The organism is Chryseobacterium shigense, assembly GCF_900156575.1.
Taxonomy (GTDB): domain Bacteria; phylum Bacteroidota; class Bacteroidia; order Flavobacteriales; family Weeksellaceae; genus Chryseobacterium; species Chryseobacterium shigense.
On the sequence record NZ_FTNY01000004.1, the window covers coordinates 525772 to 550866 of the forward strand.

Below are 25095 nucleotides of genomic sequence, written 5' to 3' on the forward strand. Positions count from 1 at the left end.
GCCAAAAGCTTAAATAAAATGGCAAAAGAAATAAAATTCGATATTGAATCAAGAGACGCTTTAAAAAGAGGGGTTGATGCATTAGCTAATGCAGTAAAAGTAACGTTGGGACCAAAAGGTAGAAACGTAGTGATTGAGAAATCTTTCGGTGCACCTCACGTAACGAAGGACGGTGTTTCTGTAGCAAAAGAAATCGAACTTGAAGACAGAGTAGAAAATATGGGTGCGCAAATGGTAAAAGAAGTTGCATCCAAAACCAATGATATCGCAGGAGATGGTACTACTACCGCTACTGTATTGGCACAGGCTATCGTAAGAGAAGGTCTTAAGAATGTAGCTGCCGGTGCTAACCCAATGGACTTAAAAAGAGGTATCGACAAAGCAGTAACAGCAGTTGTTGCAAGTCTTAAAGCTCAGTCTAAAGAAGTTGGAGATTCTAAAGAAATGGTGAAGCAGGTAGCTTCCGTTTCTGCTAACAACGACGAAACCATCGGATCTTTGATCGCTGAAGCTTTCGGAAAAGTAGGTAAAGAAGGGGTAATCACTGTAGAAGAAGCTAAAGGTATCGATACAACGGTAGATGTTGTAGAAGGGATGCAGTTCGACAGAGGATACCAGTCTCCTTACTTCGTGACGAACCCTGAAAAAATGGTAGCTGAAGTAGAAAATCCTTATATCCTTTTAGTAGAGAAGAAAATCTCTTCTATGAAAGAATTACTTCCGGTTCTTGAGCCTATCGCACAAAGCGGAAAATCTCTATTAATTATTTCTGAAGAAGTGGAAGGTGAAGCTTTAGCTACTTTAGTAGTTAACAAACTAAGAGGTTCTCTTAAAATTGCTGCGGTTAAAGCTCCAGGATTCGGAGACAGAAGAAAAGCAATGTTGGAAGATATCGCGATCTTAACAGGTGGACAGGTGATTTCTGAAGAGCAAGGTTTCACTATGGAAAACATCTCTTTAGATATGTTGGGAACTGCTGAGAAAGTTACCATCGATAAAGATAACACGACGATCGTAAACGGTGGTGGTGAAGAAGCTAAAATCAAAGGAAGAGTAGCTCAGATCAAAGCGCAGATGGAAACTACGACTTCTGACTACGACAGAGAAAAACTACAGGAGAGATTGGCTAAATTAGCTGGTGGTGTTGCCGTACTTTACGTAGGTGCAGCTTCTGAAGTTGAAATGAAGGAGAAAAAAGACAGAGTAGATGATGCCCTTCACGCTACAAGAGCAGCCGTTGAAGAAGGTATCGTAGCAGGAGGTGGTGTTGCTTTAGTAAGAGCTATCTCAGCTTTAGAAAACCTTACAGGAATCAATTCTGATGAAACTACAGGGATCAAAATCGTGAAAAGAGCGATCGAAGAGCCATTAAGACAAATCGTTGCTAACGCAGGTGGTGAGGGTTCTGTAATCGTTGCTAAAGTAGCAGAAGGTACAGGAGACTTCGGATACAATGCTAAAACTGACGAGTATGTAAACATGCTTGAAGCAGGAATCATTGACCCTACGAAAGTAACAAGAGTTGCCCTTGAAAATGCAGCTTCTGTTTCTGGAATGCTTCTTACTACTGAGTGTGTCATCACTGAAGTGAAGAGCGCTGAACCTGCTATGCCAATGGGAGGTGGAATGCCGGGAATGATGTAGTACCGTGTCGCTGAGACAATTTAATATACTAACCGCTCTATTTTATAGGGCGGTTTTTTTGTTTTATACTCTAAATATTTCTATTTATCCTATTTTTAACCATCAATTAAAAAAATCATAATTTATAACAGTTTATAAATATTAAAAATGAATTTAGGTTTTGAATTTGAAGAATATATTAAATATATATTCAGTCATATTATAAATATCAAAGATGAAAATATTGATATAAAAGAAAGAATTAAATTAACTGGCTTGTCGGGCATTAAACATGAATTTGACCTTTACTATGAATTTGATAAATCTGGTTTTATACACAAAGTCGCTATTGAATGTAAAAATACCAAAAGACCTATAGATAAAAAAGATGTATTGGATTTTGTCGGAAAATTAAATGATTTTAGAAACATTCTTGGAATATTAATATCTAGAAATGGATTCCAATCGGGCGCAAAGGAGTTTGGTGAAAAACATGGATTAATTTTAATGGATCAAAACTCATTACCTACTTTTCCTCAAATGCTCGCTGATAGATTAAAAACAGTAGCATTACCAGAAGCTTCTTATATTGGAGAGCCTTTTTGGGTAATTATGGAAATAAATGAACAAGGTAAAGTTACAGGAACATATTATGGGACAGACAAGCCATTCATACATGTTCCAATATATTTTTCAAAGCGTCATGCTGAATCAATGTTAAGTGTTTTGAATAAAAGTAGTAGTAAATATGCTGTTAGAGGATTAACACAGTATGCATTAAGATCCTTCATTATTACAATGAATTTTATGAAGGCAAGGGTAGTAATCTGTATGAAGGATAATAATTGCAAAAATGACACGGAATTTCGTGCTTTTGAAATTACACTTGATGAATTAGAAAAGCAATATTATTATGGTGAAAAAATATTTAGTAAAATACCATTTGCATAAAACTTCCCATTTGTCACTCTAAAATAAATCGTAAATCAATGAACTTTAACTAACAAGGTGTTTAAAACAAAATCACAAAGTAATAAAAGCAAACAAAGGCGTCTAATACAACGCTAGAACTATTGGGTATGTAAACATGCTTGAAGCAGGTATCATAGACCCTACCAAAGTAACAAGAGTTGCCCTTGAAAACGCAGCTTCTGTTTCCGGAATGCTTTTAACCACTGAATGTGTGACCACTGAAGTGAAAAAAGACGAGCCAGCTATGCCAATGGGTGGTGGAATGCCAGGAATGATGTAACAGCGTGTCGCTGAGACAATTTAATATACTACCCGTTCTATTTTTATAGGGCGGTTTTTTGTTTGTATTATGGTTTCTCGTAAGGAAATAGTATATTTATATTTTATATTTAATGATTAACAAATATATAGCTAAAGCCAAAACAACGTTAGCGTAATTGTGTATGTATGATATTTGCGTAATTTGTAAATTTGGTTGTTAGCCCTAATTTTATAGCAATATGACAGAAAAAGAAATTTTAGAAGCAATTTCAAAATCAGGTTATTTATTTGAGTCAGAAATCGTTAAACATTTATCAAATTCTGGATATTTTGTGGATTCAAATGTTGTATTTAAAGATCCTTTAACTTTAAAAAATAGAGAAATTGATATTGTTGCTGAAACTTATGACAATACCGAAATAGGAATTTCTACAAAAATCCGATATTTTTTCGAACTTAAAAATAATTCTTTTCCCCTTGTTCTATTAACAGAATTACAATTTAACCCTAATACACCTGAAGAAATTATAAAGGAAATCATAACAGTTCCTCAGAATATTGAATATGATTTATTAGAGGGATATTGGAATGATTTACAGTATACTAATTTTCCATTATTTACTCAATATTGTTCATTTGTAAAAAAAGGGAACAACGAAATTATGGCAACCCATCCAGACGAATTATATACAAGTTTAAATAAATTATGTTGGTATTGCGAGGATGAATTTAGAAATCATATAGAATTATTTGATGAAATGAGCACAAAATATTTTAGACATTGGCTATATCTTCCTGTTCTGCTTATCAATGATGATTTATATGAATTAACAATTGAAGATGGAAAATCTCAATTACAAGAAGTTCCATTCTCGAAATTAATGGTGAATTTTCATTATAATGATAATCCTACTTCGACAATAATATATGTTGTAACAAAATCATATTTAAATGAATTCTTACAAGATATGAATATACTTGAACAAAAAATTTCGAATAAAATGAAAGCTGCTGTAAAATAAAAGCTACAGCTAACATTGTATTGGCAAAATGCTTGTTTGAATCCTTTCGTTATGCAAGTCTCCGATTTTGTACTGTAAAATAAACCAAGCTCCGAAGTCTTCAGACTTCGGAGCTTGGTTTATTTATCTAATTCAGAATAATATTCTTCAAAATCAAAAACAATTTCAAATAATTCCTTAGGATGTATTCTCAGTCCGGTTGCAATTTCAATGAAAGTACTGAGTTGGCAGTCGATCTTGTTATTAGCAACATCACTAATTCTTGCAGCAGTAACATTACATCTTTCAGAAACCTTAGAATATGGAGTTTCACCTTTTATTTCTTTTATTTTTTCTGAGACCATTCTTTTGATTTCATCAGTCTTAAACTCGTTCATAATCGCACTGTTTAGTGCAAATTGTAATAATTAGTATAAATTATCATTACCGAATTCGGTAATGATAAAATATTTTTATTATATTTGCTATACATTACATCCGAAGATGTAATTTTGCGATACTTCAACGAAATATAGAAGCTATTGCTTAGAGTCTTGTCATAGAAAACTGGTAATTTTTAAAGCAACAAGATGATAAGTATGAAGCTCACGACCTAGGCGTGGGCTCTCTTATCTGTTGCACGGTATACCAGTACCTCTATGACGGATATTGTAGAGTCCCATGCCGTTTTTATTTTCATGCCGTTCTGCTTTCTACAATCATCTTTTTCTAAGCCTGCTTTACAACATAAAGTATCATGATACGGTACAATGGAGTGTACAATCCATTGCGGCTTTAGGGCTTTTAGAAAAACACAAATCCTATCATATTCATTGGGCTTGTATAGGCAGGAAGTTCAGGCGGACTTCCTCCTTTACGGCCAGTAAAATTGTGCAATAAAAACATGATAAAAAACTTATAACCATTAAGGAACATAAAGAGAATAAGATAAGTTAAGATCCATCAAAGATGGTTGAAGTACCCCGCTAAAAACATAGCTTCAGCTATGATCTTAATGATTCTTAACAACTTAAAAGCTCTTAATGGTTAAGAAAAAAAATTACATCCAATTAATTATTCTGAAAATCACTGTTAAAAAAAATACACACTCATGAAAAAAAACAGAAAAGACCTTCATTCCCGGCTTGGTAAAGACCGGAAGAAATATTGCGGCATACCGCTAATGGAAAACCATTTTAAGCTCAATGACTTGACAGCATCCAAAGAGCTGCTAAACGACATTATAAGTTATGCGGTAAAAAGAAATAGCTGGATAAAAGAACATCCGTCCATTATCCTTCATTTTCAGCAGGCGATGCGGTCATTCATCCGTGCAGGTTACCTCATAAAGTTTCAGGAAAAGAAAAGGACCACAACTACCCAGTTGGAAGATGTTTCTCCGTTGGTTCTTGGCTTGCTTTCAGAGAAAGAATACCAAAACCCTCTGTTGGTATTTAAAAAAGCATTCAGAGAATACAGCATCAAGGAATTTGATTATTTTATTTCCGGAATGGTCTATTTCTCCCTGGGAATCTACAACAATCTACCGGAAAGGAATATAATAAGCCCATACATTCACCTGACCAAAATGCTGGATGCAGCATACCTCATTCTTGAAAGAAGAGGAAAAAAATAAAGACGAAGTCTCCCGAAATAATGTGCCATATTATTGATAAGACCATTTAATATACTAACCGCTCTATTTTATAGGGCGGTTTTTTTGTTTTATACTCTAAATATTTCTATAATTATTCTAATAAAGAATGGAATTAAAGAATCAGCAGATAACAAGGGTTTGGCAATAGCGGGCGAAAAGTCTAAAATTCACGTTTTGCGCTTTGGTAGAAATTTGTATTTTAGTTGAAAGTTTCAGCTTCGAAATGCCAGCCATCGCAAAGCCCGAAAACGTTATCTGTAATTTCAAAACAAATGGGGTTAAAATATTACTTTTTATTATTATTACTTCTGAATTTTGGTTTTTCTTATAGCCAATCAAAGCTTCCTTTTGACGAAGATTTATTATTAAAATTGACAATGGACTATAATAAAGATTCAATATATCCAACATACCGAAAATCAAATTTTGTCTATTTAAATATAAAAACAAAAGACACTTTATTTAATAAAAAATTCAAAGAAGCCTATCCTTTTGTAGGAAATTCTGCTTTAATTTTTGATGAAAACTCAAATTCATATAATATTATTGATAGGAAAGGAGATTTTAAGTTTAAAGAAGGAGTATTACAAAAGATATTAGAAACAAATCATCCTCATAAATCTGTTATTAGATTTCTTAAATTCGAAAATAACTCGCAACAAATATTTCTTTACGACTTATATGAAAGTAAAATTGTAAACGAATATATTAAACCAAATATATGTGCTGAATCTGTTCCACCTCCGGTAATTGAAAAATTAACTAACGGAAAATATTCTTTAATTTTAGATAACGGAGAAAAAGTAAGTTATGATTTTATAAAAGCATTGAATTCATATGGTTATATTGTTAAAAAGAATAATTTATTTGGTGCAATTAATTATAATACGGGAAAGGTAATTATACCAATTCGGTATGACAATTATGCTGAAATTAATACATCACAAATTATCGCTTTAAAGAAAGGTAAATTATGGTATTACTATGGATTTACTCTATTAAAAAGCAAGTATTTGTGTTCTAATTTTTTTCCGCAAGACGAATTTGACAAAAGGTTTGGAATTTATAAAAATCAAAAGGGATTTAACATATTATTTAAAGACTATTCAACCTTAACACACGAATTTGATTGGATTTCTGATAATGGAATTATTGCTAAAACTAAAAACAACTATTATTTTATTCCATTCAATACAAAAAAAATTGTTAATTACTATGAACGTTAATAAAATGATAAGCTGCCAAGTTAGAATATTATGTAAAATGTTTATAATGAAAAAAAACAATATTAATTGACCAAAAAAATTCAATATTATAAATAGTGATAGTAGTGAAAAAACCATTACGGATATAGATAAAATAAGGACTTTTATTACAGATTGGGATAATAAAAAATTCATTTCACAACAACTTATTTTAGACAAAAAAGGTTCTACAATGCATGATATCAAATATTTTTATTTTTAGAAATTGAAAATATTTTAAAAGAAAAAATGAAAGAATGAATAAAATATTACTAATATTTTTATTGGTATTTTTATATAATTTTAAATGTCAAGACATTAATAGAGCGAGAATTAGAGATTCTTTAGCGACCACTGAATATGATAATAAAATGAAATTGAGTAATGAGTTAATTACAAATTTTAATAATTTAGACTATTCAAAGCTCAATAAGAAAATCATTAAAGATATAGAGTTTAAAAACTTAAAAAGTAAAAATATAATTTTCTATTATAGTGGCTATTGTAATCATTTTATTGCTGATGATTTTTACACTATTCATTTTTGCGCTTACAAGACTGTATGTCCCGCGTTTAACCAAACTCATTTTTGGACAGAAAAAACAATAAAATATATCGTAAACAAATACAATGTTAATTTGATTCCTTATTTGGGTTATGTCGATAGTTTTATAACTGACGATAAACCTTATGAGACTTTTGAAGAAAAAATTAAACCGTATTATTATGATAATTCTAAAGATATCATACTAAAAACCAAGAATGAATCTAAAGGATTATTTGTTGAAAAATATAAAAACTCAAATGGAAGTAAAATTGAAGATATCTTACCATTTTATTACTTTTCTAACAAAGGAGAAAAAGGAGAATTAATCTTAAGAAAAATTCAGGGAAAAGCAGAAAATTACGGATGTATATTTATTTCTTTTGAAAATATAAAAGATAAAATTGTTATTATTAGAATCAAATATAATCTAGATACATCAGGAGAATTTAAAGATACTAAATATAAAGTCTATCAATATAAAAATAAAAAATGGAAAGCAATTCCATTCAGAAATGAGTATAAATCAATTTATTAACTTTTAAAAGAAACTACAGATAACATAGTATTTGCAAAAATTGGTGCTGGAGACAATTATATTGAAGCAGAATCCGTTTCTGATTGGTATTTGAGAAATTTAGCGATTTATTCTAATATAATAACGCCAATAGATGCAAAAGACAAATACGTTATCCTCATATTTGGACAAGGGCGTATTCCTATCTTAAAACATCTGCTGCAAAATAATGACGACTTTGAAGTGGTTGAAGTAAATAGCGTACTGAAATAAACGGCTACCAACAGCTAACGGTCAGCGACCGAGATAATTTACTATACTAACCGCTCTATAAAAATAGAGCGGTTTTTTTATTATATTTGATAGATAACTATAACCCATGAAAATCAACTTTCTTTCTAGCGTCTTTATTTGGCTGTTATTAATAGCTTTACCAGAAATGGTATCTTCACAATCGGCCGACTTTACCATTCAGGATGTAAAGTTTGAAAGTCAGGGGATCACTCTCGCAGGCTCTATTTTACAACCTAAAAAACCGTTTGCAGCAGTAGTGATTGTTCACGGATCTGATCCGGTAAAAAGAGAAATGGAATTCGCAAAACGTCTTGCCAAAGAAGGCATTGCTGTATTCACCTACGACAAACGCGGCGTTGGAGAATCCGGTGGTATCTATGTAGGACCTTCGGTGGGCACCAATAATATTGACACTGCTAATCTTACCTTATTGGCTCAGGATGCCAATGCAGCTGCAGAAACGTTTCAGACCTATCTGAAAGATAAAAAAACACCCATTGGATTAGTCGGTTTTAGCCAGGCGGGATGGATCATCCCCATGGCGGCAAGCAAAAACCCGCAAATTAAATTTATGGTTTTATTTAGCGGGCCTACCATTACTACTCTGGAACAACTTCGATTTCAGTTTTATACCAATGGAAACAATAGTTTTTGGGAAAATCATACAGAAGCAGATGCCATTGAACATACCAGAAATGATCCGGACAATTACCAATTTGCAGCCACTGACCCAAAAACCTATCTGAATACCCTTTCAATTCCCGGGCTTTGGCTTTTTGGTGAAAAAGACATCCAGATTCCGGTACAGTTGTGTATAGAACAATTGAACACCCTTAAAGCACAGGGAAAACCTTTCGAATATGCTTCTTTTGCTAAACTGGGGCATAATACTTCTTCCAGCAATGAGACGGCTCCTTTTGATACAGCTGTACGATGGATACAACAGAAAGCATTGAAGAGTAAAAAATATAAAGCTTCAAAATAAAACCCAAAACATAGTAACGGAATCGTACCTATTTTATATTGACTTAATGTGTAAATTTAGAGGTTAACTGTAATTTTATCATGATGAAAAGAATACTACACTTTATATTGTTAATTAGCTCAATGAGTTTGTTTTCTCAAAATTTGGAGAAAAAAATATCAGACGAAATTTGTACCTGTTTAGGAAATGCAGAAAATTTAAAAGATCCCGAAAAAAAGCTACAGGAGTGTACCCAAAAAAGTTTTGAAACCAATTATGCTGAGATCACTAAAAAATTGAATGACCCTCAGAATACTCACACAAAAGACATTGAAGATTATTACATATCTATTGAAGGTCTTTTGCTGAATAATTGTAAAAGCTTTTTAGAATACAGAAAAAAAGAATTTGTCCGCGAAAAGCAAGAAAGCATCTCTAATTGTGACGATATTAAAACAGGAATCTACTATTATGAAACGCTGCAAAAAAAAGAAAAATCGTACCTGACATTTACAAAAAATGAAGTTATCGAAACAAGAAAAAACAATGTTTATTCAATTAATAAAATTGAATGGACTGATAAGTGTACATACAAATTAAATTTGCTGGAAACTAACAGTAATTATGATGAAACCTATCTCAAAAATAAATCACTGACTTTCAGAGTAATTGAAAATTCCCCCACATACTTTGTTGTACAAACTGAATATTTTGAAAATGGCGGTTTAAATAATGTGAAAATTTTTAAACTTCCCTTTATCAATCAATAAAAAAACCAAAACAACATTAGCACAATTATATATATTTTATATTATCGCAATACATAAATTGGAATGTTGCAAGATATTTTGACCGAAAAATGAAAAACATATTAATTTTTGCCCTAATTTTTAATCTTTTATCTTGTAAAGCACAAGAATTTGAAAAATTATCTGTTTCAAAAACAGATGATTCCGAACTGTACATTAATGATGAAAATTCTACAGAATTATTTTATTATAAATATGTACCAAAAAATAGGATTAAAGGTGTTTTAGTTATTATTCCTTCTGGTGGAGAACTCGTTGAAAATACATTAAAACAAATAACTCTGCCAAAAATAGCAGTTGAAAAAGGAATTATGGTCATTGTTCCATCAATCAATTGGGGAACAGAGGATCGAGAAGCAGAATTCAAATTACTTGATAAAATTTTCACTGAAATTGTCGCAAAGCATAAAATACCGAAAGATAAATTTATAATCGGCGGCCTTTCAAGTGGCGCAATGATTTCTTTAACTTACGCTGAAAAGGCAACTAAAAATCCCGAAAAGTTTTTTCTAATACCAAAAGGAGTTTTTGCATTAGACGCCCCTTTAGACCAAGCAAGATTTTATAAATATTGCGAAAGAGAAATCGAAAGAAATATTTATCAACCTGCAGTAGATGAAGCAAAATGGATAAAGAATAATTGGGACAGTATTTATGGAGGATCTCCGGATAAATTTCCAGAAAAATATCTGGAAAATTCTATTTATTCTTATGGAGCAAAAGATGGCGGAAACGCCAAATATTTAAAAAAAATGCCTCTTTTAATGTTTACTGATTTGGATACAGATTGGTTAATTAATGAAAGACATCGTGACTTATATGATTGGAATGGAATTGATATCATCTCAATGATAAACCAATTAAAAATAATGGGAAATGAAAACGCTAGAGTAATCGTTAGTCAAGGAAAAGGAGTTCGATTAGACGGAACGAAAAATCCACATTCCTGGTCAATTATGGATTCCGAAGTTTGCCTGAATTGGCTGATAGAAACATTGGAAAAATAAAAACATCGCACAACAGGCGTTTGGCAAGATTGCAAATATACTTATTTCCAGCTGCGCAAAGTCTCCCGACTTTGAGCTAGCAATATAATAAAGTCAATCTTTAGAGGGTGACTTTATTTGTACAGTAAGGCTCATAGATCCTACTAAGAAAAATGAATTTTGGAAATATAATAATTATGATGAATGAAAATAAGTGCTCAAAGTCGGGAGACTTTGCGCAGCGGAGTTAATATATTTTTCCACTTCGGTTAAAGTTTGTAATTTAACCTAAAGTTTTGGCTTCGATTTACGGCACATCGTCAAGTTGAAACGCTGGAAGAAATGCTATGAAAAAGTTGTCCAATAAAAGAGTTTTCTGTTTTCTAATATTTATTTTTTTATTTAGTAATTGCTCTAAATATGATAAAGATCAAATTTCAAATATTCAAAAATTATCTTCAACAAATAAGAAATATGATGTTTATTTATATACTATTGATAGCGGAATGGCATTTGGTTCATCTGTAAATGCCTTACAAATTGTTAAATATAAAGAAAAGCCTGATTTCTATAATTCTGATTTCTTTAGAGTTCCGAATTCTCGACCCTTTCAAATAAAGTGGGATAATGGTAATTTAACAATCAAAACAATATCCGATCTTGACCGCTCATTACAAAAACAACCTATTCGAACGGAAATTCAAAATTACAAAGGAATCAATATTAAAAATTTAGTTTATACCCTAAATTCGACATTAGCTTTATCTGAATTTAGATTCATCGATTTCTACGAAAAGAATGGAAATTTAATTTTTAAGAAAGAAAATGATTCATTAATTTTTAATGAAGCAAATTCACAACTATCTATAGACTCAAGTTGTATTGAAATTAATTATTTTAAGCAAAATAATGAAGGTTTGGAATTTGAGGCATATAAACTAATTCCAGAAAAGAAAATTGATTTAAAAAAAATTGAAAAGTATCAACCTTTAAAAGGTATAGAAAAATAAATAGTGCAGATAACATTGTATTGCTAAAAATGCAAGAAAATATTACATTTGCTCAGATTGGGCAACCTCCGCCATTTTATCCCCTAGTTACCACACTTTATCGGCTTTGGCTTTTGGATTATATGATCAGTATATTTAATTTACAATACTTAAACCACACGAAAAGATAGGTGCGTTGCCGAGGGTAGAAGACTAAAACTTATACCGTACTGTATTGATAAAATATAAGGTTAAACAATCAATTTTCGAATTCAAATAAAAAACAATGAAAAAATATATTATTTCAGGTCTCTTAGTTTTAATTTTTCAGGTATTCTATGCACAGATCAATACTGATCAGATTAAAAAGAATGTCACTGAAAATCCACAGGAAAATTTTGATAAGCTTCTGGATATATTCAAAGTAAAACCATCTGAATTGACCCAGGAGCAAATGAACCAATTGTATTACGGAAGTAAGTTCGTAAAAATTGAGTATACCATTGGGAATTACAACCGTGAATCCGGCACATTCTGGAAGGCTGCTCAAAAAAGACTGTCAAAGAGTAAAGCAGAAAAAATGCTTGCTGAAGCGGAATCCAAATATGCTATCAATCCTCTCAATACCAATTTACTGGATGATATGATGAATATTTACAGTGCGCTTGATGACCATCAAAAAATAGAATTATGTTCTCAACAAAAGGATCTGATCATTCAAACAACAGAAAAAAGCGGAGATGGTAAAAGTGAAGAAACAGCAATTTGTGTTTTAGCACCTGGAGAAGTTTTACAGCAACTTGAAAAACTAGCAACCTCAGGACCAAGAGCGGAATTTAGTCAAAAAATGAAGCAGCTCCCGGACGGAAGCATTCTAACCATTTATAAAATCGGAGACCGGGAGGTATTCGTAAAATTAGTTGGCGGATATTTTTTTTAAAAGCTCCTACAAAAACCATCACTGAAAACCGCAAAGTAAAGCATTTGTGTGTGAACAAACAGCAAATAGGGTAAACCTTATTCCTGCCTTTTGTAAAAAATAAAAAACCAGTTGACTTATGAAATTATATGCCCTACTCCTTTCATTCCTGACTTCATTATCAGCCCACGCACAAACACTTCAATTTAAAAATCTTGCCAACATGTCTGCAGGCAGAGGTGCCGTAGCCAGTGTAATCGTGAATGATCAAATCTATGTGAGCAATGGGTATCAGGAAAAAGCAAGTGATGCAAAGTATGTGGAGAAATATAGTATTCCCGATAACCGTTGGAGTATTCTCAATTCTACCCTGCTTCCCAAAAAATTTGCTAATTCGGAGACTTACAATAATAAAATTTATATTTTTAACGGTTGGGGAAACAGCCATCTTGAAATTGTAGACCTTGCAACCAATACAATAACGCAGGGGGCTGTTAATCATTCCTACACAGGAAATTCAGGTTCTGCAATCCATAATGGCAGAATCTATGTATTTGGCGGCAGCGGACTCAATGGAGCTGCCACCACTGTATTTTCCAATAAATTCCAGTACTATGATATTGCTTCCGATACATGGAACCCATTACCCAATATGCCCACAGCCAGAGAAGCAAAAGGCAAAATTGTTGATGATAAACTGTATGTAATTGGTGGTTTTAACGGAACTCCATCCCGTCTGATCAATGTTTACGACCTCAATACCAATCGCTGGACCAATCAATATACGATGCCTGTCGGTATATCCGGGCACGCATTAGCCGTATCCGGTACTAAGATCTTTATTGCAGGCGGCTTTAATCATCAATCTTTCCTGGCCTATTTTGATACGACAACCAATAAAGTACATCAGCTGTCATCCAATATGATTCCCAGAAGACACGCTACAGCGGAAGTATACAACAATAAATTATACATCATCGGCGGAAGTACAACGTCCCTCACCAGTTCAGCGATTAAAAGCATCCAAGTGGCAGATATTAACGAAAGTGTGCTTTCTGCCAATGCAGCCAAACCCGTTCCGGAGAAGAAAAATCGACTCTAAAATCTTGAAGATTGAAAAATATCCACAAACCGGAAAAGTAATTCATATTTCAGCTAGCTGATTAAGGATGCAAAGTCCAAAAAGCCCTGATGATTTTGCAAATGGATTAAGTCATAGTTCAATTGATGAAGAAACATTGAACAAGAGTATCACTAAAATACAAAATAAAAAAAGGCAAAATGCCTGACTCCAATAAAATGGATGGATACTCTTTTCGGAAAAAGAATTTGACAAAGGAGAGGCCGAAATACTCAAAGTTCCGTTTTCTGAAATGGTGGGAGTAATGGAAGATCATATTATTTCAGGAAATTATACTGAATAAACACCACCGCTTCAAAAGTCTCCGGCTTTGAGCGAATAAACGCTTTTATTATTACAACCACTATTGATTGTAACTACAGGAGTTCTCCGGTGGTCTCCAACAACTTACAGGAGACTTCCGTACAGCGTATTTTATTTCAACCACTAGTGTTTGTAATCAACGGAGGACTCCGGTGGTCTCCAACAACTTGCGGGAGACTTCCATACAGCGTATTATCTTCCAACCACCAGTGTTTCTAACCAACGGAGGACTCCAGTGGTCTCCAACAACTTGCGGGAGACTTCCGTAAAGCGTATTTTATTTCAACCACCAGTGTTTCTAACCAACGGAGGACTCTGGTGGTCTCCATCAACTTGCGCGGGACTTCCGTAAAGCGAATTGTATGACCAACAAATTGAAGTGAAATCTTATAGATAATCTTATTTACACAAAATCTATAAATGCAATAAAAAAATCTACTTATTTACTAACAAGCTTATAATATTAACACTAAATTAGCATAATTGTATATTTATATTATGCAATTACCCAATTAATTATTGTTTACAGATTTTGAAGAAATACACCAGCAAATTCACCAAAAACTAAATCATTATACTATGAAATTATCACACTCCATTTTTGTATTGCTATTTTTTGTTTATACAAATAGTATTGCACAAGTAAAGCCAACCAAAATACTCATCAATAATGTAGAAATTTTTAACGGAAAAGATAAAAAAACTACAAAAGGAAACGTACTGATAGAAAACAATATTATTACTAAAATTTCTACAAATGGCATTATTACAGACAAAAGTGGGGCAACTCAAATTATTGATGGACAGGGCAAATTTTTAATGCCAGGCTTAATTGATGCGCATGTTCATTTATTATTTGAAAGCGTACCTCAAATGCAAGCCATGATGAGTGATTTTGCAATGCTGAATTTAATGGCAGCCAAAGCCTCTGAAAAACAATTAATGAGAGGTTTTACAACAGTAAGAGATCTAGGAGGCGGCTCATTAACCCTTGCAAAGGCAATTGATATGGGCTTGGTGACAGGTCCCAGAGTATATTCAAGTGGAGCATTTATTTCGCAGACAGGCGGTCACGGAGATTTTGGATTACCTACCGATGTCCCTCGTAAAATAGGCGAGCTTTCGTATGTAGAAAGAAATGGAATGGTAGCCATTGCAGATGGTGCAGAAAATGTATTAATGAGAACCAGAGAGCAATTACGCCAAGGGGCGACACAAATAAAATTAATGGCAGGTGGCGGAGTATCATCCGATTATGATCCACTCGATGTGACACAATATACCGAAGCAGAATTTAAAGCTGCCGTATCTGCTGCCGAAAACTGGGGAACTTATGTAGCGGTTCACGCATACACCCCATTGGCTATAAAAACAGCCATTGCCGCAGGTGTAAAATGTATTGATCACGGACAGCTGGCTGATGAGGCCACTGCAAAACTAATAGCAGAAAAAGGAGTTTGGTGGAGTTTACAGCCTTTCTTGGATGATGAGGAAGTAACCCCATTTCCGGAAGGCTCCAAAAACCGGATAAAACAAATCGAAATGACCGCAGGAACTGATAAAGCATACGCTCTGGCAAAAAAATATAATATTAAAACCGCTTGGGGAACAGATGTTTTGTTTGATGCCAAATTAGCTTCAAAACAAGGAAAACAACTTGCTAAAATGACCCGTTGGTATACCCCTTTTGAAATTTTAAAAATGGCAACATCTACCAATGCAGAACTCCTTAGAATGGCAGGAAAAAGAGATCCCTATCAAAAAGGTAAGCTAGGCGAAATTACAGAAGGTGCCTATGCCGATCTCATTGTAGTGGATGGCAATCCATTAGAGAATATAAAATTAGTAGAAGACCCTGAAAACAACTTCGTACTCATTATGAAAGACGGTATGATTTATAAAAACATCCTGAAAAAGTAAACCGATTCTAAAAAACATAAAAAACCGTTCTGGAAAACAGAACGGTTTTTTTATTTTTACCCTACAAAGAATGAAGAAGACATGACGAAAATAGAACAAAAAATAGATGAAGTTTTTACAAATACCGCCTTACTTCCCCATCTTATAAGAACAAAATTTAAGATTTTCAAAAACTTAAATGTATTTATTAACCCCTATGATTTTAAACTTACATCCATTTAAAGTATAAAATCAGGACTTATTTTTAAATTGAAATCAAAAGTTTAAATAACGGTGGCAAGAAAAATTCTCTTATATTGAAGAACTAAAAAAGAAGTTAAGATCTACAACACAAAAAAACATGAATACAATACCATTTTCGAAGATTATTGCCGGCACCATGACATGGGGCGTTTGGGGTAAAAAATGCAACACACAGCAGATGATCGAACTGATGCACTGTTGCCTGGAAAATAACATCACCACTTTCGACCATGCCGATATATACGGAGATTACACAACGGAAGCTGACTTTGGAAAAGCTTTCAACGAAAGTAAAATAGACCGCAGCACAATACAGCTGATCTCCAAGTGTGGGATTCAGATGGAATCCGGCAACAGAAAGAATTCCGTAAAACATTATGATTATTCAGCTTCCTATATCATCTGGTCGGTGGAACAGTCACTGAAAAACCTTCAAACAGATTATTTAGACCTACTCTTGCTGCATCGCCCCAGCCCTTTAATGAGAGCTGATGACATTGCAGAAGCCATCGGAAAGCTTAAAAAGGATGGGAAAATCCTTGATTTTGGAGTATCCAACTTTACGCCCCTGCAAACGGATCTGATTGAGACCAAAACCAAAATCAATTATAATCAAATCAGCTTTTCGATTACCGATTTTGAAGCGATGACCAACGGAAGTTTAGATCATATGCAAACCCGTCATATTACCCCGATGTGCTGGTCACCTTTGGGAACAGTCTTTAAGCAGGATGACGATCAAACTCAAAGATTAAAAAAGATGTTGACTAATTTCTCTGCAAAATATGAAGTTCCCGCAGATATTATTCTTCTGGCCTGGATTCTGAAACATCCTGCCGGAATTCTGCCGGTTTGCGGTACCGCAGATCCTTCAAGGCTGGCCAACCTGATGAAAGCAACAACGGTCAACATGGAATTGCAGGACTGGTTTGCGCTTTGGTCAGAAAGTGCAGGGGTTCCGGTTCCGTAATTTGATGGACGTATCAGGAAGCCCGCACCATCTTTTGACATTTAATGAACAGCTTTTCATTTTATAACGAGCATATGACACCACCGGATCATTCGAAAATAATCACTAAAACGGCAAAAAGACTTTTTAGCTCATACGGTATAAAACAAAAAGGGAAATCAAGAATCTGGCTTGATGACCATGGCTGGTATACCACCATAATCGAGTTTCAGCCATTCAGCGGCAGACAGGGAACCACACTCAATATCGGGGTCAATTTCAACTGGCATGAACAGACCTATTTTTCATTTGACATCGGTTGCAGACAAGATGTTGATTTTATAGAATATGATGGAAATGAAGACCGCTTTTCAAAAGAGGTGGAAAAATTTTGTGAAATAGCCCTTAACAAAGCTCTGGAATACAGAGAAAATCTTCAAAATATTCACAAAGCCCGATCATTCATTGTCAATCACACCTATACAAGCGAGGACATTTGGGGAAGCTATCATAAGGGAACTATATGCGGACTGATCCATGACCCAGATGAACGGAATCATTATTATCAAAAATTATTACAAGCAAATCATCCGGGAGAATGGCTTAATGAATTGAAAGAACAGGTGCAGCTTCTCATGACCGATTCAGATCATACGTTTACAGAAACCATTATTGAAATCATTAAAAAAACAAGGGTGTTGAAAAAACTTCCTGAAGTTGAAATAGAATTTAATGGCTAGAAAATATTAAGATGACTGAAGTATTCCGGCTTGTGCTAAAAAATATATTTCAGGAGAGTGGATTAATTGAAGCAATAACATTTTATGATTTGGAATTCAGTTTAAAAATAAATTCTGATATTTTCTATATTTAAACTCAGCATTTTTTATCCCCCAACTTTTACTTATATTTGTTTTCGTAACGCACACCAATATGCAAAATAAAAAAGTACATCAGGGAAGAAATATCAAGCGTTTCCGGGAAATATTGGGCATTAAGCAGGAAGCTTTGGCTTTTGATCTGGGTGAAGAATGGAACCAGAAAAAAGTCTCACTGCTGGAGCAGAAAGAATCTATTGAAGAGGATATTTTAGAACAGATTTCTACTATTCTGAAAATACCTGTAGAAGCTATTGAAAATTTGGACGAAGAACAGGCTGTGAATATTATTGCCAATACATTTGACAACGGTGCGATGCTGAATGGTATTAATTACAATCCCACATTTCATCCAATGGATAAACTTCTTCAGCTGCACGAAGAAAAAATTGCCCTGTACGAAAGAATGCTGAAAGAAAAAGACGAAATGATGACAGCGTTCAAAAAACTCATTGAAAAATCATAAACAAATCCTGAATCATTCATTGCTGATTTTTTTTAGCAATAAAAATATAAAAACCCGGTGACGCTCAATTCATCGGGTTTTTAGATAAAACACCAAAACAAAACACCATCCATGAAAAACCTCCAACGCGAAGATATCTACCTCATCAGCCGCCACAGCAATGTGACGGAAAAGGTCATAGAAAAGACCCTGAAAGAAAATATATACCATGATAAAGAAAGGTGGCAGACATTCCTTCGCCTGTTCTTTATCACCCTCGGGATCGGGTTTACGACTGCGGGAATCATTTTCTTTTTCGCCTATAATTGGGCGGATCTGAATAAATTTGCGAAACTGGGACTGACCGAAATCCTCGTTATTGCCACCACGATCATCGTTTTACTTCCCAAAATAAACAGTACGACCAGAAATATCATACTTACAGGTGCGTCATTTTTGGTTGGCGTTCTGTTTGCCGTATTCGGGCAGATTTATCAGACGGGCGCCAATGCGTATGACTTCTTTCTGGCCTGGACTCTTTTTATAACGCTATGGGTGCTGGTTTCCAACTTTGCGCCGTTGTGGCTCCTGTATATTGTGTTGCTGAATATCACGTTCTCCCTATACACAGAACAGGTCGCCAAAGACTGGCCTGCTATATTGGTCATTACACTTCTTTTTCTCTTCAATACAGCGATACTTCTTACTTTTATCTTTCTGGACAAGGATAAAAAAATAAAAGATATCCCTCAATGGTTGATCTATATTCTGGCTTTAGGTTCTGTAACCTTTGCGACTATGGGCATCATTTTCGGGATTCTTGATGGATATGATCCTGTTTTTCCGGTTTTATTTCCAATGGTGGCCGTCATTTTCGCACTCGGAATCCGGCACGGCATCCAGTCTAAGAACGGATTTTACCTTTCGGTGATTCCATTGAGCATCATTATTATTATTTCAGCATTACTTCTTAAAATATCAGAAGGCGGAAGCATGCTTTTATTAGTCAGCCTGTTTATCATCGTCAGCGTTACGCTGGTGATCATGAACCTGATCAACCTTCAAAAAAAATGGAACCATGAGAAATAAAGAAGAAATCAAAGAACTGCTGGAGTATTTCCGGGCTACAGAAAATAAAGACCTGAAATTTGATGAAGAAGCTATTTTCGCGGCTTATGAAAAGAATGACGACCATCAGTCTTTAGCCGTAAAAATTCTTTCCATTTTTGGAGGTATTTTAGCGAGTCTTGCTTTTTTAGGCTTTCTGTTCCTCACGGGATTGTATGATTCCACTTCAGGGTTACTGATATCGGGAGTTCTTTTAATCGTGGGAGGAATATTCATCAATACCCTCTACAATACCACCATCTTTGATACTGTAAGTGTTTCATCCTATATCATTGGATTTGTCCTTCTTACATTGGGTTTATTTAAAATGGAAATGGCTGAAAATACAGTAACTCTTCTCTGTATTCTCATCGCAGCGGTTTCATTAGTGGTTGTCCGGAGCTATATCATTGCCTTCATCGCTGTAGTAATGATCAGCGGAGGTATGCTAACACTCATTGCATTGAATGACCATTTTGAGTTGATTCACCTGTATACTTCTTTTCTGGCCATAATGGTTACAGCCGTTTTTCTGAAAGAAGCCAAAATCATGACGCTGCATCCCGCTTTTTCAAAACTGTATAATCCTGTCCGCATCGGACTGATTTTTTCATTCCTGGCCGGACTGGTTTTTCTAGGGAATGATTTTATTGAAGTATCAGGAGATTATATTTGGATATCATCTGTCGTGATGATCCTGACCATTATGTATGTTCTTTCACGGATTTTTGAAGTTCTGGATATTTCCCAAACGGCACAAAAAGCAGGAATTTATATCGTGACGCTAGCGCTGCTGCTCCCCACCCTCCTGTCTCCCGGCATATCCGGAGCTATTTTAATAATTCTTGTAAGCTTTTTAGTCAATTATAAAACGAGCCTGGCGATCGGCATTATGGCATTTATTTACTTTGTTTCCCGATATTATTACGACCTTCATTTTACCCTGCTTACCAAATCCATCCTTTTATTTTCGTCTGGAATTTTATTTCTGGGGCTGTATTTATTAACCCGTAAAAAACTGACATCCAATGAAAAAGTATAAATGGATCATCATCCTGCTGAATCTTGTTATTTTGCTGGTGTATTTCAATTATTCCGTTGCCAAAAAGGAAGAACTGTTAAAAGACGGACAGCTTGTTCTGTTGCAGCTCGCCCCGGTAGATCCCCGTTCTTTGATGCAGGGTGACTACATGAGCTTACGGTATAGCCTGTCAGAAAACATCTATTCGAAATACCTTCCTAAAAGAGGCTATTGCGTGGTACGTCTTGACGATAAAGGCATTGCAGAAAGAATAAGATTTCAGCAAGAAAAAACACCTTTGAATAAGGGTGAATATATCATTAAATACACCGCTCCCAACGAATGGAACATCAATATCGGAGCGGAATCTTTTTTCTTTCAGGAAGGACACGCCCGGAAATATGAAAAGGCAAAATACGGCGGCATAAAAATTGATAAAAACGGAAACAGTTTGCTGGTAGGTCTTTACGATGAAAAGCTGAATAATATAAAATAAAAGCGGTATTCCAACTGCATTCAGTCTTTTAATTCACTTTAAAAATAAACGGCAAAGTTGATACGATTTCTTTTTAATACCCATACAACAACATGAAAAAAGCATTTGAATTCCTTAAGCAACTTGAAAAAAATAACAATCGGGAATGGTTTGCACAGCATAAACCGGAATATGACTTGATTGTGAAAGAAAACAAAGTTTTTTTTGATCAGATCTATACTGAACTTCAGGACCACGATAATCTGAAAGGCATTCACATCTACAGAATTTACAGAGATGTACGTTTTTCCAAAGATCAAACGCCGTATAAAAATAATTTCGGGGTGGGCTATTCCCGTTCCAAACCGATGTTAAGAGGCGGATATTATATTCAGCTGGAACCCAATAACAGTTTTGTGGGAGGCGGATTCTGGGGGCCGGAAGCCAGAGATTTACTCCGTATCCGTAAAGAATTCGAGCTTACAACAACTGCAATAGATAAGATTACATCCGACGAAACGTTCAGAAAATACTTCGGAAATATTGAAGGTGAGGCTGTAAAAACAGCGCCTCGTGGTTTTGATAAAAATCATCCCGCCATAGATCTTATCCGGAAAAAGCAATATGTAGTGATGCGAAAATTTACCGATAAGGAAGTTCTATCAGACGGTTTTCAAAAGGAAGCACTTTTGACCTTACTGGCTATGCGACCTTTTTTTGATTATATGAGTGAAGTACTGACGACAGATCTCAATGGAGAACCTTTATTTTAAAAGTGAAATCAGAACCAATTTTATTATCTTTACTTGTATAAATTGACCCATGAAGGCCACATGCAACACCATCATCCTGTATGTCAAAAATGTTGAACTCCTTAAAAATTTCTATGTCGAAAATTTTCGTTTAACGGTCATTGAAGAAGATCCGGTCTGGGCTCTGTTGAATGCAGGAGCAATACAGATCGGACTCCACAAAATCGGTGATCCGTATCTTGAAAAAATAGCGGAAGGATATCAATTCGACAATAATACAAAACTTGTTTTTGAAATTGATACGGATATAGAATGGACAAGGAATGAATTTGTATCCCGGAATATTCAGATGAGAGCAATCAAAACATTTGAAAACTATGATTTTTGGCTGTGTGACGGAACAGATCCTGAAGGAAATGTATTTCAGTTAAAAAGTAAGAAAACAATCCGGTAGTGATGGATCACTATTCAATGATTCAAAATACCTCATCATTATTCCTTTAATCTTTGACAGCTCAAAATTCATCGAGAAAAATGAAAAATATTTTTAGAGAACCAGCAGAACCTTTCTCATTTTTTAGTTATTCTGATTTTCTCATTGTAATTATGATTAATCTTATTCTGTATATTTTGTTGAAAAAGCAATTGCTAACATTGACCAGAATAAACAAAATAATGATTGGAATCTTTTTTCTCATCATCGTGCCCGTACTATCTATACAAATTGAGTTAAATAATGTTCATCATCAATTTAAAATTATTGATAGCTTTAATCTGTTGTATGTAATTTTCAAATTTCCGGTTTGGTGGATGATTGGAATAGTGAATATTTATCTCATTAAAATCAAAGTAAAGAAATACATCTAAGCTGGTAAGCCCTTTCACTCTATTAAAACAATACTCTACCATGAAACTTAAAATAATCATCCTGCTTTTTACTTTTTCACTTATAAAAATTTTTGCGACCGGCCAGGAACCTGACAAAATCATCATCAACAATAAAGAGTATGATCTCATGAATAATCCTTTGGAGGGATATTTGGAGAAGCATCCTGATGATCATCCGGTCTATGGCTCTAAGCTCACCGAATTTCATCAATATAAAAACGGAGAAAGAATGCTTTCATTTTCCTCTTCAAATGACCGCGAGTATATTGCAACATTTAAAATTGAAAATAATATTTTAAGTCTGATTGATATTAAAATTCAGGATCTGAATTCAGACAATGAAGATTATATTTCCGTTTTCCAAAAACTTTTCGGAGATCGAAAAATAGTTCTTCATTATTCTGGAGTACTGGTGATACCAACGGGAAAACTCATTGAAGCGGCCAGTTTCGGCTATTCATCTTTGCATGAGCAGTACAAATTAATGACCATCGACAATGATACGGTGGTCCGGGAAAAAAGTCTGGACAAAGATGAGTTTATAAAATTCAAGTTTCGCCAGTTCGCTCAATACAAAAAAACGGAGGAGTATAAAATCGGGTTAAAAAAATATAGGGAAGAATGGGAATATCGCAAAAAAATGGAACTGGCTAAAGAAAACACCAAAGGCATGTCAAAAAAAGAAATCACGGCATTAAAAAAGGAATATGACCAACCTCCTACCGAAGATTATATCAATGGTTACTTTTTCGCGACCGGAAATCCGGATTTTGTCATTGTAGACTATTAATTTCAAAATACCCAACCGTTCTGAAATCCTGAACGGTTTTTTTATTCTCAGCAATGAAGATAAAATTTTAAAAATGTAATAGTCAAAGCCTTGAAGTTGTTTTTAAATAAAACCCGATCATGAAAAGTCTATCCTATACCCTTCTTTTTATTGCGATCGCCATTTGCTGTCAGGCGCAAAGAAAACAGTCACGGGAATTTATAAAAATCCAAAATGAATTAACCCATAAACTAACGGCAATCAGCAGGAATGCAAGCTTTAATGGCTTTGGAGTGGCATTGGTGAATGATCATGATATTCTGTATCAAAACGGATTCGGAATAGCCAATAACAAAACGCTTCAAAAATATGATGAAAATACGGTTCAAAATATAGCTTCCGTTTCAAAAACATTGATCGGCATTGCGATCCTTAAAGCTCAGGAAATGGGGAAATTAAAACTGGATGATCCGGTTAATCAGTATCTTCCTTTCAAAGTAACCAATCCTTATCATCCTGAAATTCCCATAACCATCAGGCAGCTCACCACTCACACCTCTTCTATTAATGATAATGACGGATATTTAAAACACACGGTTGTTTTAAAAGATACTGTACATCTTTCATCCAATTTAAACATCGATATCTCCCCTACCCAATTCAACCCTCCTTCCTCTAAGATATCCATTGAAGCGTTTTTAACCCACGTGCTCAGCGACAACGGAAAATGGTATTCCAAAGATGTATTTACAGAAAACAAGCCCGGCAGCATCTTTAATTATTCGAATATTGGAGCAACGCTCGCAGCACTGGTCCTGGAAAAGGCAACAGGAATCCCGTATGATGTATTCACGACAAAATATATTCTGAAGCCATTACAAATGAATCATTCCGGCTGGAGCTTTAATGCGATCGATTTTTCAAAATATACTCATACCTTCATCGATAAGCAAACGCCCTATCCATACTATTCACTCAATACCTATCCTGATGGAGGGCTGCTCACGACTTCAAACGATATGAGTAAGTATCTTCTGGAACTGATGAAAGGCTATCTTGGAAACGGAACTCTTCTTTCCAAAGAAAGCTACAAAGAATATTTTACCCCTCAGCTGAAAGCAGAGAATTTTCAGGACAGGAACAACAGCGAATACAGTGATGAATACAATATGGGCATCACTATGGGCTTTGGCTCTACCGGAAATTTCGGTCATACCGGCGGCGATCCTGGAATGAATTCCGTCATCTGGTTTTTTAAGGATCAAAAGATCGGCAGGTACCTTATTGTGAATACCGACTGGGACAACAAAATTTCGGGAAAAGACCAAAAGGCTATTTATGATCTGCTGGATGAATATTGTATCAAATTGAATGCATTGAGCAGGTCTGAAAAATAACAAGAAATTACTGCTGAAAATAAACAG

General features: G+C 34.5%; 25 protein-coding genes and 1 pseudogene. 25 read left to right on the plus strand and 1 reads right to left on the minus strand.

What is annotated here, in order from left to right; translation table 11 throughout:
- Positions 1 to 18: 18 nt before the first annotated feature.
- The 4 genes and pseudogenes from groL (at position 19) to BW964_RS15890 (ending at position 3878) form a co-directional block, all read left to right on the plus strand.
- On the plus strand, positions 19 to 1644 hold the full coding sequence (gene groL / locus BW964_RS15875) for a chaperonin GroEL (RefSeq protein WP_076508614.1): 1626 nt from the start codon (positions 19 to 21) through the stop codon (positions 1642 to 1644).
- A gap of 147 nt (positions 1645 to 1791) precedes the next feature.
- Positions 1792 to 2574: a restriction endonuclease gene (locus BW964_RS15880; protein WP_076508616.1), complete on the plus strand. Its 783-nt coding sequence runs from the start codon at positions 1792 to 1794 to the stop codon at positions 2572 to 2574.
- A 106-nt stretch (positions 2575 to 2680) separates the two neighbouring features.
- Positions 2681 to 2875, plus strand: a pseudogene (gene groEL / locus BW964_RS22400) (chaperonin GroEL); the annotation flags it as partial.
- Between the two features lie 220 nt (positions 2876 to 3095).
- Entirely contained in the window at positions 3096 to 3878 is a 783-nt protein-coding gene (locus tag BW964_RS15890) for a hypothetical protein (RefSeq protein WP_076508618.1), read from the plus strand.
- A 119-nt stretch (positions 3879 to 3997) separates the two neighbouring features.
- On the opposite strand, the gene BW964_RS15895 is transcribed toward BW964_RS15890, so the two are convergent.
- Positions 3998 to 4255, minus strand: a complete 258-nt coding sequence (locus tag BW964_RS15895) for a hypothetical protein (RefSeq protein WP_076508620.1) — start codon at positions 4253 to 4255, stop codon at positions 3998 to 4000.
- Between the two features lie 713 nt (positions 4256 to 4968).
- On the opposite strand from BW964_RS15895, the gene BW964_RS15900 reads away from it, so the two are divergent.
- The 21 genes from BW964_RS15900 (at position 4969) to BW964_RS16005 (ending at position 25068) form a co-directional block, all read left to right on the plus strand.
- The gene (locus BW964_RS15900; protein ID WP_076508622.1) at positions 4969 to 5493 is read left to right on the plus strand and encodes a hypothetical protein; all 525 of its coding nucleotides are present in this window, start codon (positions 4969 to 4971) and stop codon (positions 5491 to 5493) included.
- A 224-nt stretch (positions 5494 to 5717) separates the two neighbouring features.
- Positions 5718 to 6740, plus strand: coding sequence for a hypothetical protein (locus tag BW964_RS15910; protein ID WP_123912039.1), 1023 nt, complete (start codon positions 5718 to 5720; stop codon positions 6738 to 6740).
- 275 nt (positions 6741 to 7015) lie between these two features.
- Positions 7016 to 7840: a hypothetical protein gene (locus BW964_RS15915; protein ID WP_076508628.1), complete on the plus strand. Its 825-nt coding sequence runs from the start codon at positions 7016 to 7018 to the stop codon at positions 7838 to 7840.
- A 39-nt stretch (positions 7841 to 7879) separates the two neighbouring features.
- Positions 7880 to 8092, plus strand: a complete 213-nt coding sequence (locus BW964_RS22900) for a DUF5694 domain-containing protein (RefSeq protein ID WP_394333905.1) — start codon at positions 7880 to 7882, stop codon at positions 8090 to 8092.
- 106 nt (positions 8093 to 8198) lie between these two features.
- Positions 8199 to 9098, plus strand: a complete 900-nt coding sequence (locus tag BW964_RS15920) for an alpha/beta hydrolase family protein (protein WP_076508630.1) — start codon at positions 8199 to 8201, stop codon at positions 9096 to 9098.
- Positions 9099 to 9181: 83 nt separating this feature from the next.
- Positions 9182 to 9847, plus strand: a complete 666-nt coding sequence (locus BW964_RS15925) for a hypothetical protein (protein WP_123912038.1) — start codon at positions 9182 to 9184, stop codon at positions 9845 to 9847.
- Positions 9848 to 9936: 89 nt separating this feature from the next.
- On the plus strand, positions 9937 to 10893 hold the full coding sequence (locus tag BW964_RS15930; RefSeq protein ID WP_076508634.1) for a hypothetical protein: 957 nt from the start codon (positions 9937 to 9939) through the stop codon (positions 10891 to 10893).
- 326 nt (positions 10894 to 11219) lie between these two features.
- Positions 11220 to 11882 carry a hypothetical protein gene (locus BW964_RS15935; protein ID WP_076508635.1) on the plus strand — a complete coding sequence of 221 codons (663 nt, stop codon included), beginning with the start codon at positions 11220 to 11222 and terminating at the stop codon, positions 11880 to 11882.
- Positions 11883 to 12147: 265 nt separating this feature from the next.
- Positions 12148 to 12801 (plus strand): DUF4919 domain-containing protein, encoded by a 654-nt coding sequence (locus BW964_RS15940; protein WP_076508637.1) that lies wholly within the window; start codon positions 12148 to 12150, stop codon positions 12799 to 12801.
- Between the two features lie 118 nt (positions 12802 to 12919).
- Positions 12920 to 13882, plus strand: coding sequence for a Kelch repeat-containing protein (locus BW964_RS15945; protein WP_076508639.1), 963 nt, complete (start codon positions 12920 to 12922; stop codon positions 13880 to 13882).
- Between the two features lie 921 nt (positions 13883 to 14803).
- On the plus strand, positions 14804 to 16144 hold the full coding sequence (locus tag BW964_RS15950; RefSeq protein ID WP_076508994.1) for a metal-dependent hydrolase family protein: 1341 nt from the start codon (positions 14804 to 14806) through the stop codon (positions 16142 to 16144).
- A gap of 340 nt (positions 16145 to 16484) precedes the next feature.
- Positions 16485 to 17357: an aldo/keto reductase gene (locus BW964_RS15955; RefSeq protein WP_076508640.1), complete on the plus strand. Its 873-nt coding sequence runs from the start codon at positions 16485 to 16487 to the stop codon at positions 17355 to 17357.
- A 44-nt stretch (positions 17358 to 17401) separates the two neighbouring features.
- The gene (locus tag BW964_RS15960) at positions 17402 to 18076 is read left to right on the plus strand and encodes a hypothetical protein (RefSeq protein ID WP_076508642.1); all 675 of its coding nucleotides are present in this window, start codon (positions 17402 to 17404) and stop codon (positions 18074 to 18076) included.
- A gap of 193 nt (positions 18077 to 18269) precedes the next feature.
- Complete coding sequence (locus BW964_RS15965; protein ID WP_076508643.1) at positions 18270 to 18680, plus strand: helix-turn-helix domain-containing protein; 411 nt, start codon at positions 18270 to 18272, stop codon at positions 18678 to 18680.
- Between the two features lie 111 nt (positions 18681 to 18791).
- Positions 18792 to 19748, plus strand: a complete 957-nt coding sequence (locus tag BW964_RS15970; RefSeq protein WP_076508645.1) for a DUF2157 domain-containing protein — start codon at positions 18792 to 18794, stop codon at positions 19746 to 19748.
- The gene (locus BW964_RS15975; protein ID WP_076508646.1) at positions 19738 to 20808 is read left to right on the plus strand and encodes a DUF4401 domain-containing protein; all 1071 of its coding nucleotides are present in this window, start codon (positions 19738 to 19740) and stop codon (positions 20806 to 20808) included. Before BW964_RS15970 ends, BW964_RS15975 begins: the two co-directional genes overlap by 11 nt.
- On the plus strand, positions 20795 to 21283 hold the full coding sequence (locus tag BW964_RS15980; protein WP_076508648.1) for a GDYXXLXY domain-containing protein: 489 nt from the start codon (positions 20795 to 20797) through the stop codon (positions 21281 to 21283). The genes BW964_RS15975 and BW964_RS15980 overlap by 14 nt, the downstream gene beginning before the upstream one ends.
- Positions 21284 to 21375: 92 nt before the next feature.
- Positions 21376 to 22035: a DUF2461 domain-containing protein gene (locus tag BW964_RS15985; RefSeq protein ID WP_076508649.1), complete on the plus strand. Its 660-nt coding sequence runs from the start codon at positions 21376 to 21378 to the stop codon at positions 22033 to 22035.
- Positions 22036 to 22084: 49 nt separating this feature from the next.
- Positions 22085 to 22468 (plus strand): VOC family protein, encoded by a 384-nt coding sequence (locus BW964_RS15990; protein WP_076508651.1) that lies wholly within the window; start codon positions 22085 to 22087, stop codon positions 22466 to 22468.
- A 453-nt stretch (positions 22469 to 22921) separates the two neighbouring features.
- A complete protein-coding gene (locus tag BW964_RS16000) occupies positions 22922 to 23692 on the plus strand; it encodes a hypothetical protein (RefSeq protein WP_076508654.1) in 771 nt (256 codons plus the stop codon).
- Between the two features lie 119 nt (positions 23693 to 23811).
- A complete protein-coding gene (locus BW964_RS16005; protein ID WP_076508655.1) occupies positions 23812 to 25068 on the plus strand; it encodes a serine hydrolase domain-containing protein in 1257 nt (418 codons plus the stop codon).
- The last annotated feature ends 27 nt before the right edge of the window (positions 25069 to 25095 follow it).

Excerpts from the sequence above, each read along its gene's own strand:
- groL (WP_076508614.1), top strand. The coding sequence starts at position 19 with ATGGCAAAAGAAATAAAATTCGATATTGAATCAAGAGACGCTTTAAAA.
- BW964_RS15880 (WP_076508616.1), top strand. The coding sequence starts at position 1,792 with ATGAATTTAGGTTTTGAATTTGAAGAATATATTAAATATATATTCAGT.
- BW964_RS15890 (WP_076508618.1), top strand. The coding sequence starts at position 3,096 with ATGACAGAAAAAGAAATTTTAGAAGCAATTTCAAAATCAGGTTATTTA.
- BW964_RS15895 (WP_076508620.1), bottom strand. The coding sequence starts at position 4,255 with ATGAACGAGTTTAAGACTGATGAAATCAAAAGAATGGTCTCAGAAAAA.
- BW964_RS15900 (WP_076508622.1), top strand. The coding sequence starts at position 4,969 with ATGAAAAAAAACAGAAAAGACCTTCATTCCCGGCTTGGTAAAGACCGG.
- BW964_RS15915 (WP_076508628.1), top strand. The coding sequence starts at position 7,016 with ATGAATAAAATATTACTAATATTTTTATTGGTATTTTTATATAATTTT.
- BW964_RS15920 (WP_076508630.1), top strand. The coding sequence starts at position 8,199 with ATGAAAATCAACTTTCTTTCTAGCGTCTTTATTTGGCTGTTATTAATA.
- BW964_RS15925 (WP_123912038.1), top strand. The coding sequence starts at position 9,182 with ATGAAAAGAATACTACACTTTATATTGTTAATTAGCTCAATGAGTTTG.
- BW964_RS15930 (WP_076508634.1), top strand. The coding sequence starts at position 9,937 with ATGAAAAACATATTAATTTTTGCCCTAATTTTTAATCTTTTATCTTGT.
- BW964_RS15935 (WP_076508635.1), top strand. The coding sequence starts at position 11,220 with ATGAAAAAGTTGTCCAATAAAAGAGTTTTCTGTTTTCTAATATTTATT.
- BW964_RS15940 (WP_076508637.1), top strand. The coding sequence starts at position 12,148 with ATGAAAAAATATATTATTTCAGGTCTCTTAGTTTTAATTTTTCAGGTA.
- BW964_RS15945 (WP_076508639.1), top strand. The coding sequence starts at position 12,920 with ATGAAATTATATGCCCTACTCCTTTCATTCCTGACTTCATTATCAGCC.
- BW964_RS15950 (WP_076508994.1), top strand. The coding sequence starts at position 14,804 with ATGAAATTATCACACTCCATTTTTGTATTGCTATTTTTTGTTTATACA.
- BW964_RS15955 (WP_076508640.1), top strand. The coding sequence starts at position 16,485 with ATGAATACAATACCATTTTCGAAGATTATTGCCGGCACCATGACATGG.
- BW964_RS15960 (WP_076508642.1), top strand. The coding sequence starts at position 17,402 with ATGAACAGCTTTTCATTTTATAACGAGCATATGACACCACCGGATCAT.
- BW964_RS15965 (WP_076508643.1), top strand. The coding sequence starts at position 18,270 with ATGCAAAATAAAAAAGTACATCAGGGAAGAAATATCAAGCGTTTCCGG.
- BW964_RS15970 (WP_076508645.1), top strand. The coding sequence starts at position 18,792 with ATGAAAAACCTCCAACGCGAAGATATCTACCTCATCAGCCGCCACAGC.
- BW964_RS15975 (WP_076508646.1), top strand. The coding sequence starts at position 19,738 with ATGAGAAATAAAGAAGAAATCAAAGAACTGCTGGAGTATTTCCGGGCT.
- BW964_RS15980 (WP_076508648.1), top strand. The coding sequence starts at position 20,795 with ATGAAAAAGTATAAATGGATCATCATCCTGCTGAATCTTGTTATTTTG.
- BW964_RS15985 (WP_076508649.1), top strand. The coding sequence starts at position 21,376 with ATGAAAAAAGCATTTGAATTCCTTAAGCAACTTGAAAAAAATAACAAT.
- BW964_RS15990 (WP_076508651.1), top strand. The coding sequence starts at position 22,085 with ATGAAGGCCACATGCAACACCATCATCCTGTATGTCAAAAATGTTGAA.
- BW964_RS16000 (WP_076508654.1), top strand. The coding sequence starts at position 22,922 with ATGAAACTTAAAATAATCATCCTGCTTTTTACTTTTTCACTTATAAAA.
- BW964_RS16005 (WP_076508655.1), top strand. The coding sequence starts at position 23,812 with ATGAAAAGTCTATCCTATACCCTTCTTTTTATTGCGATCGCCATTTGC.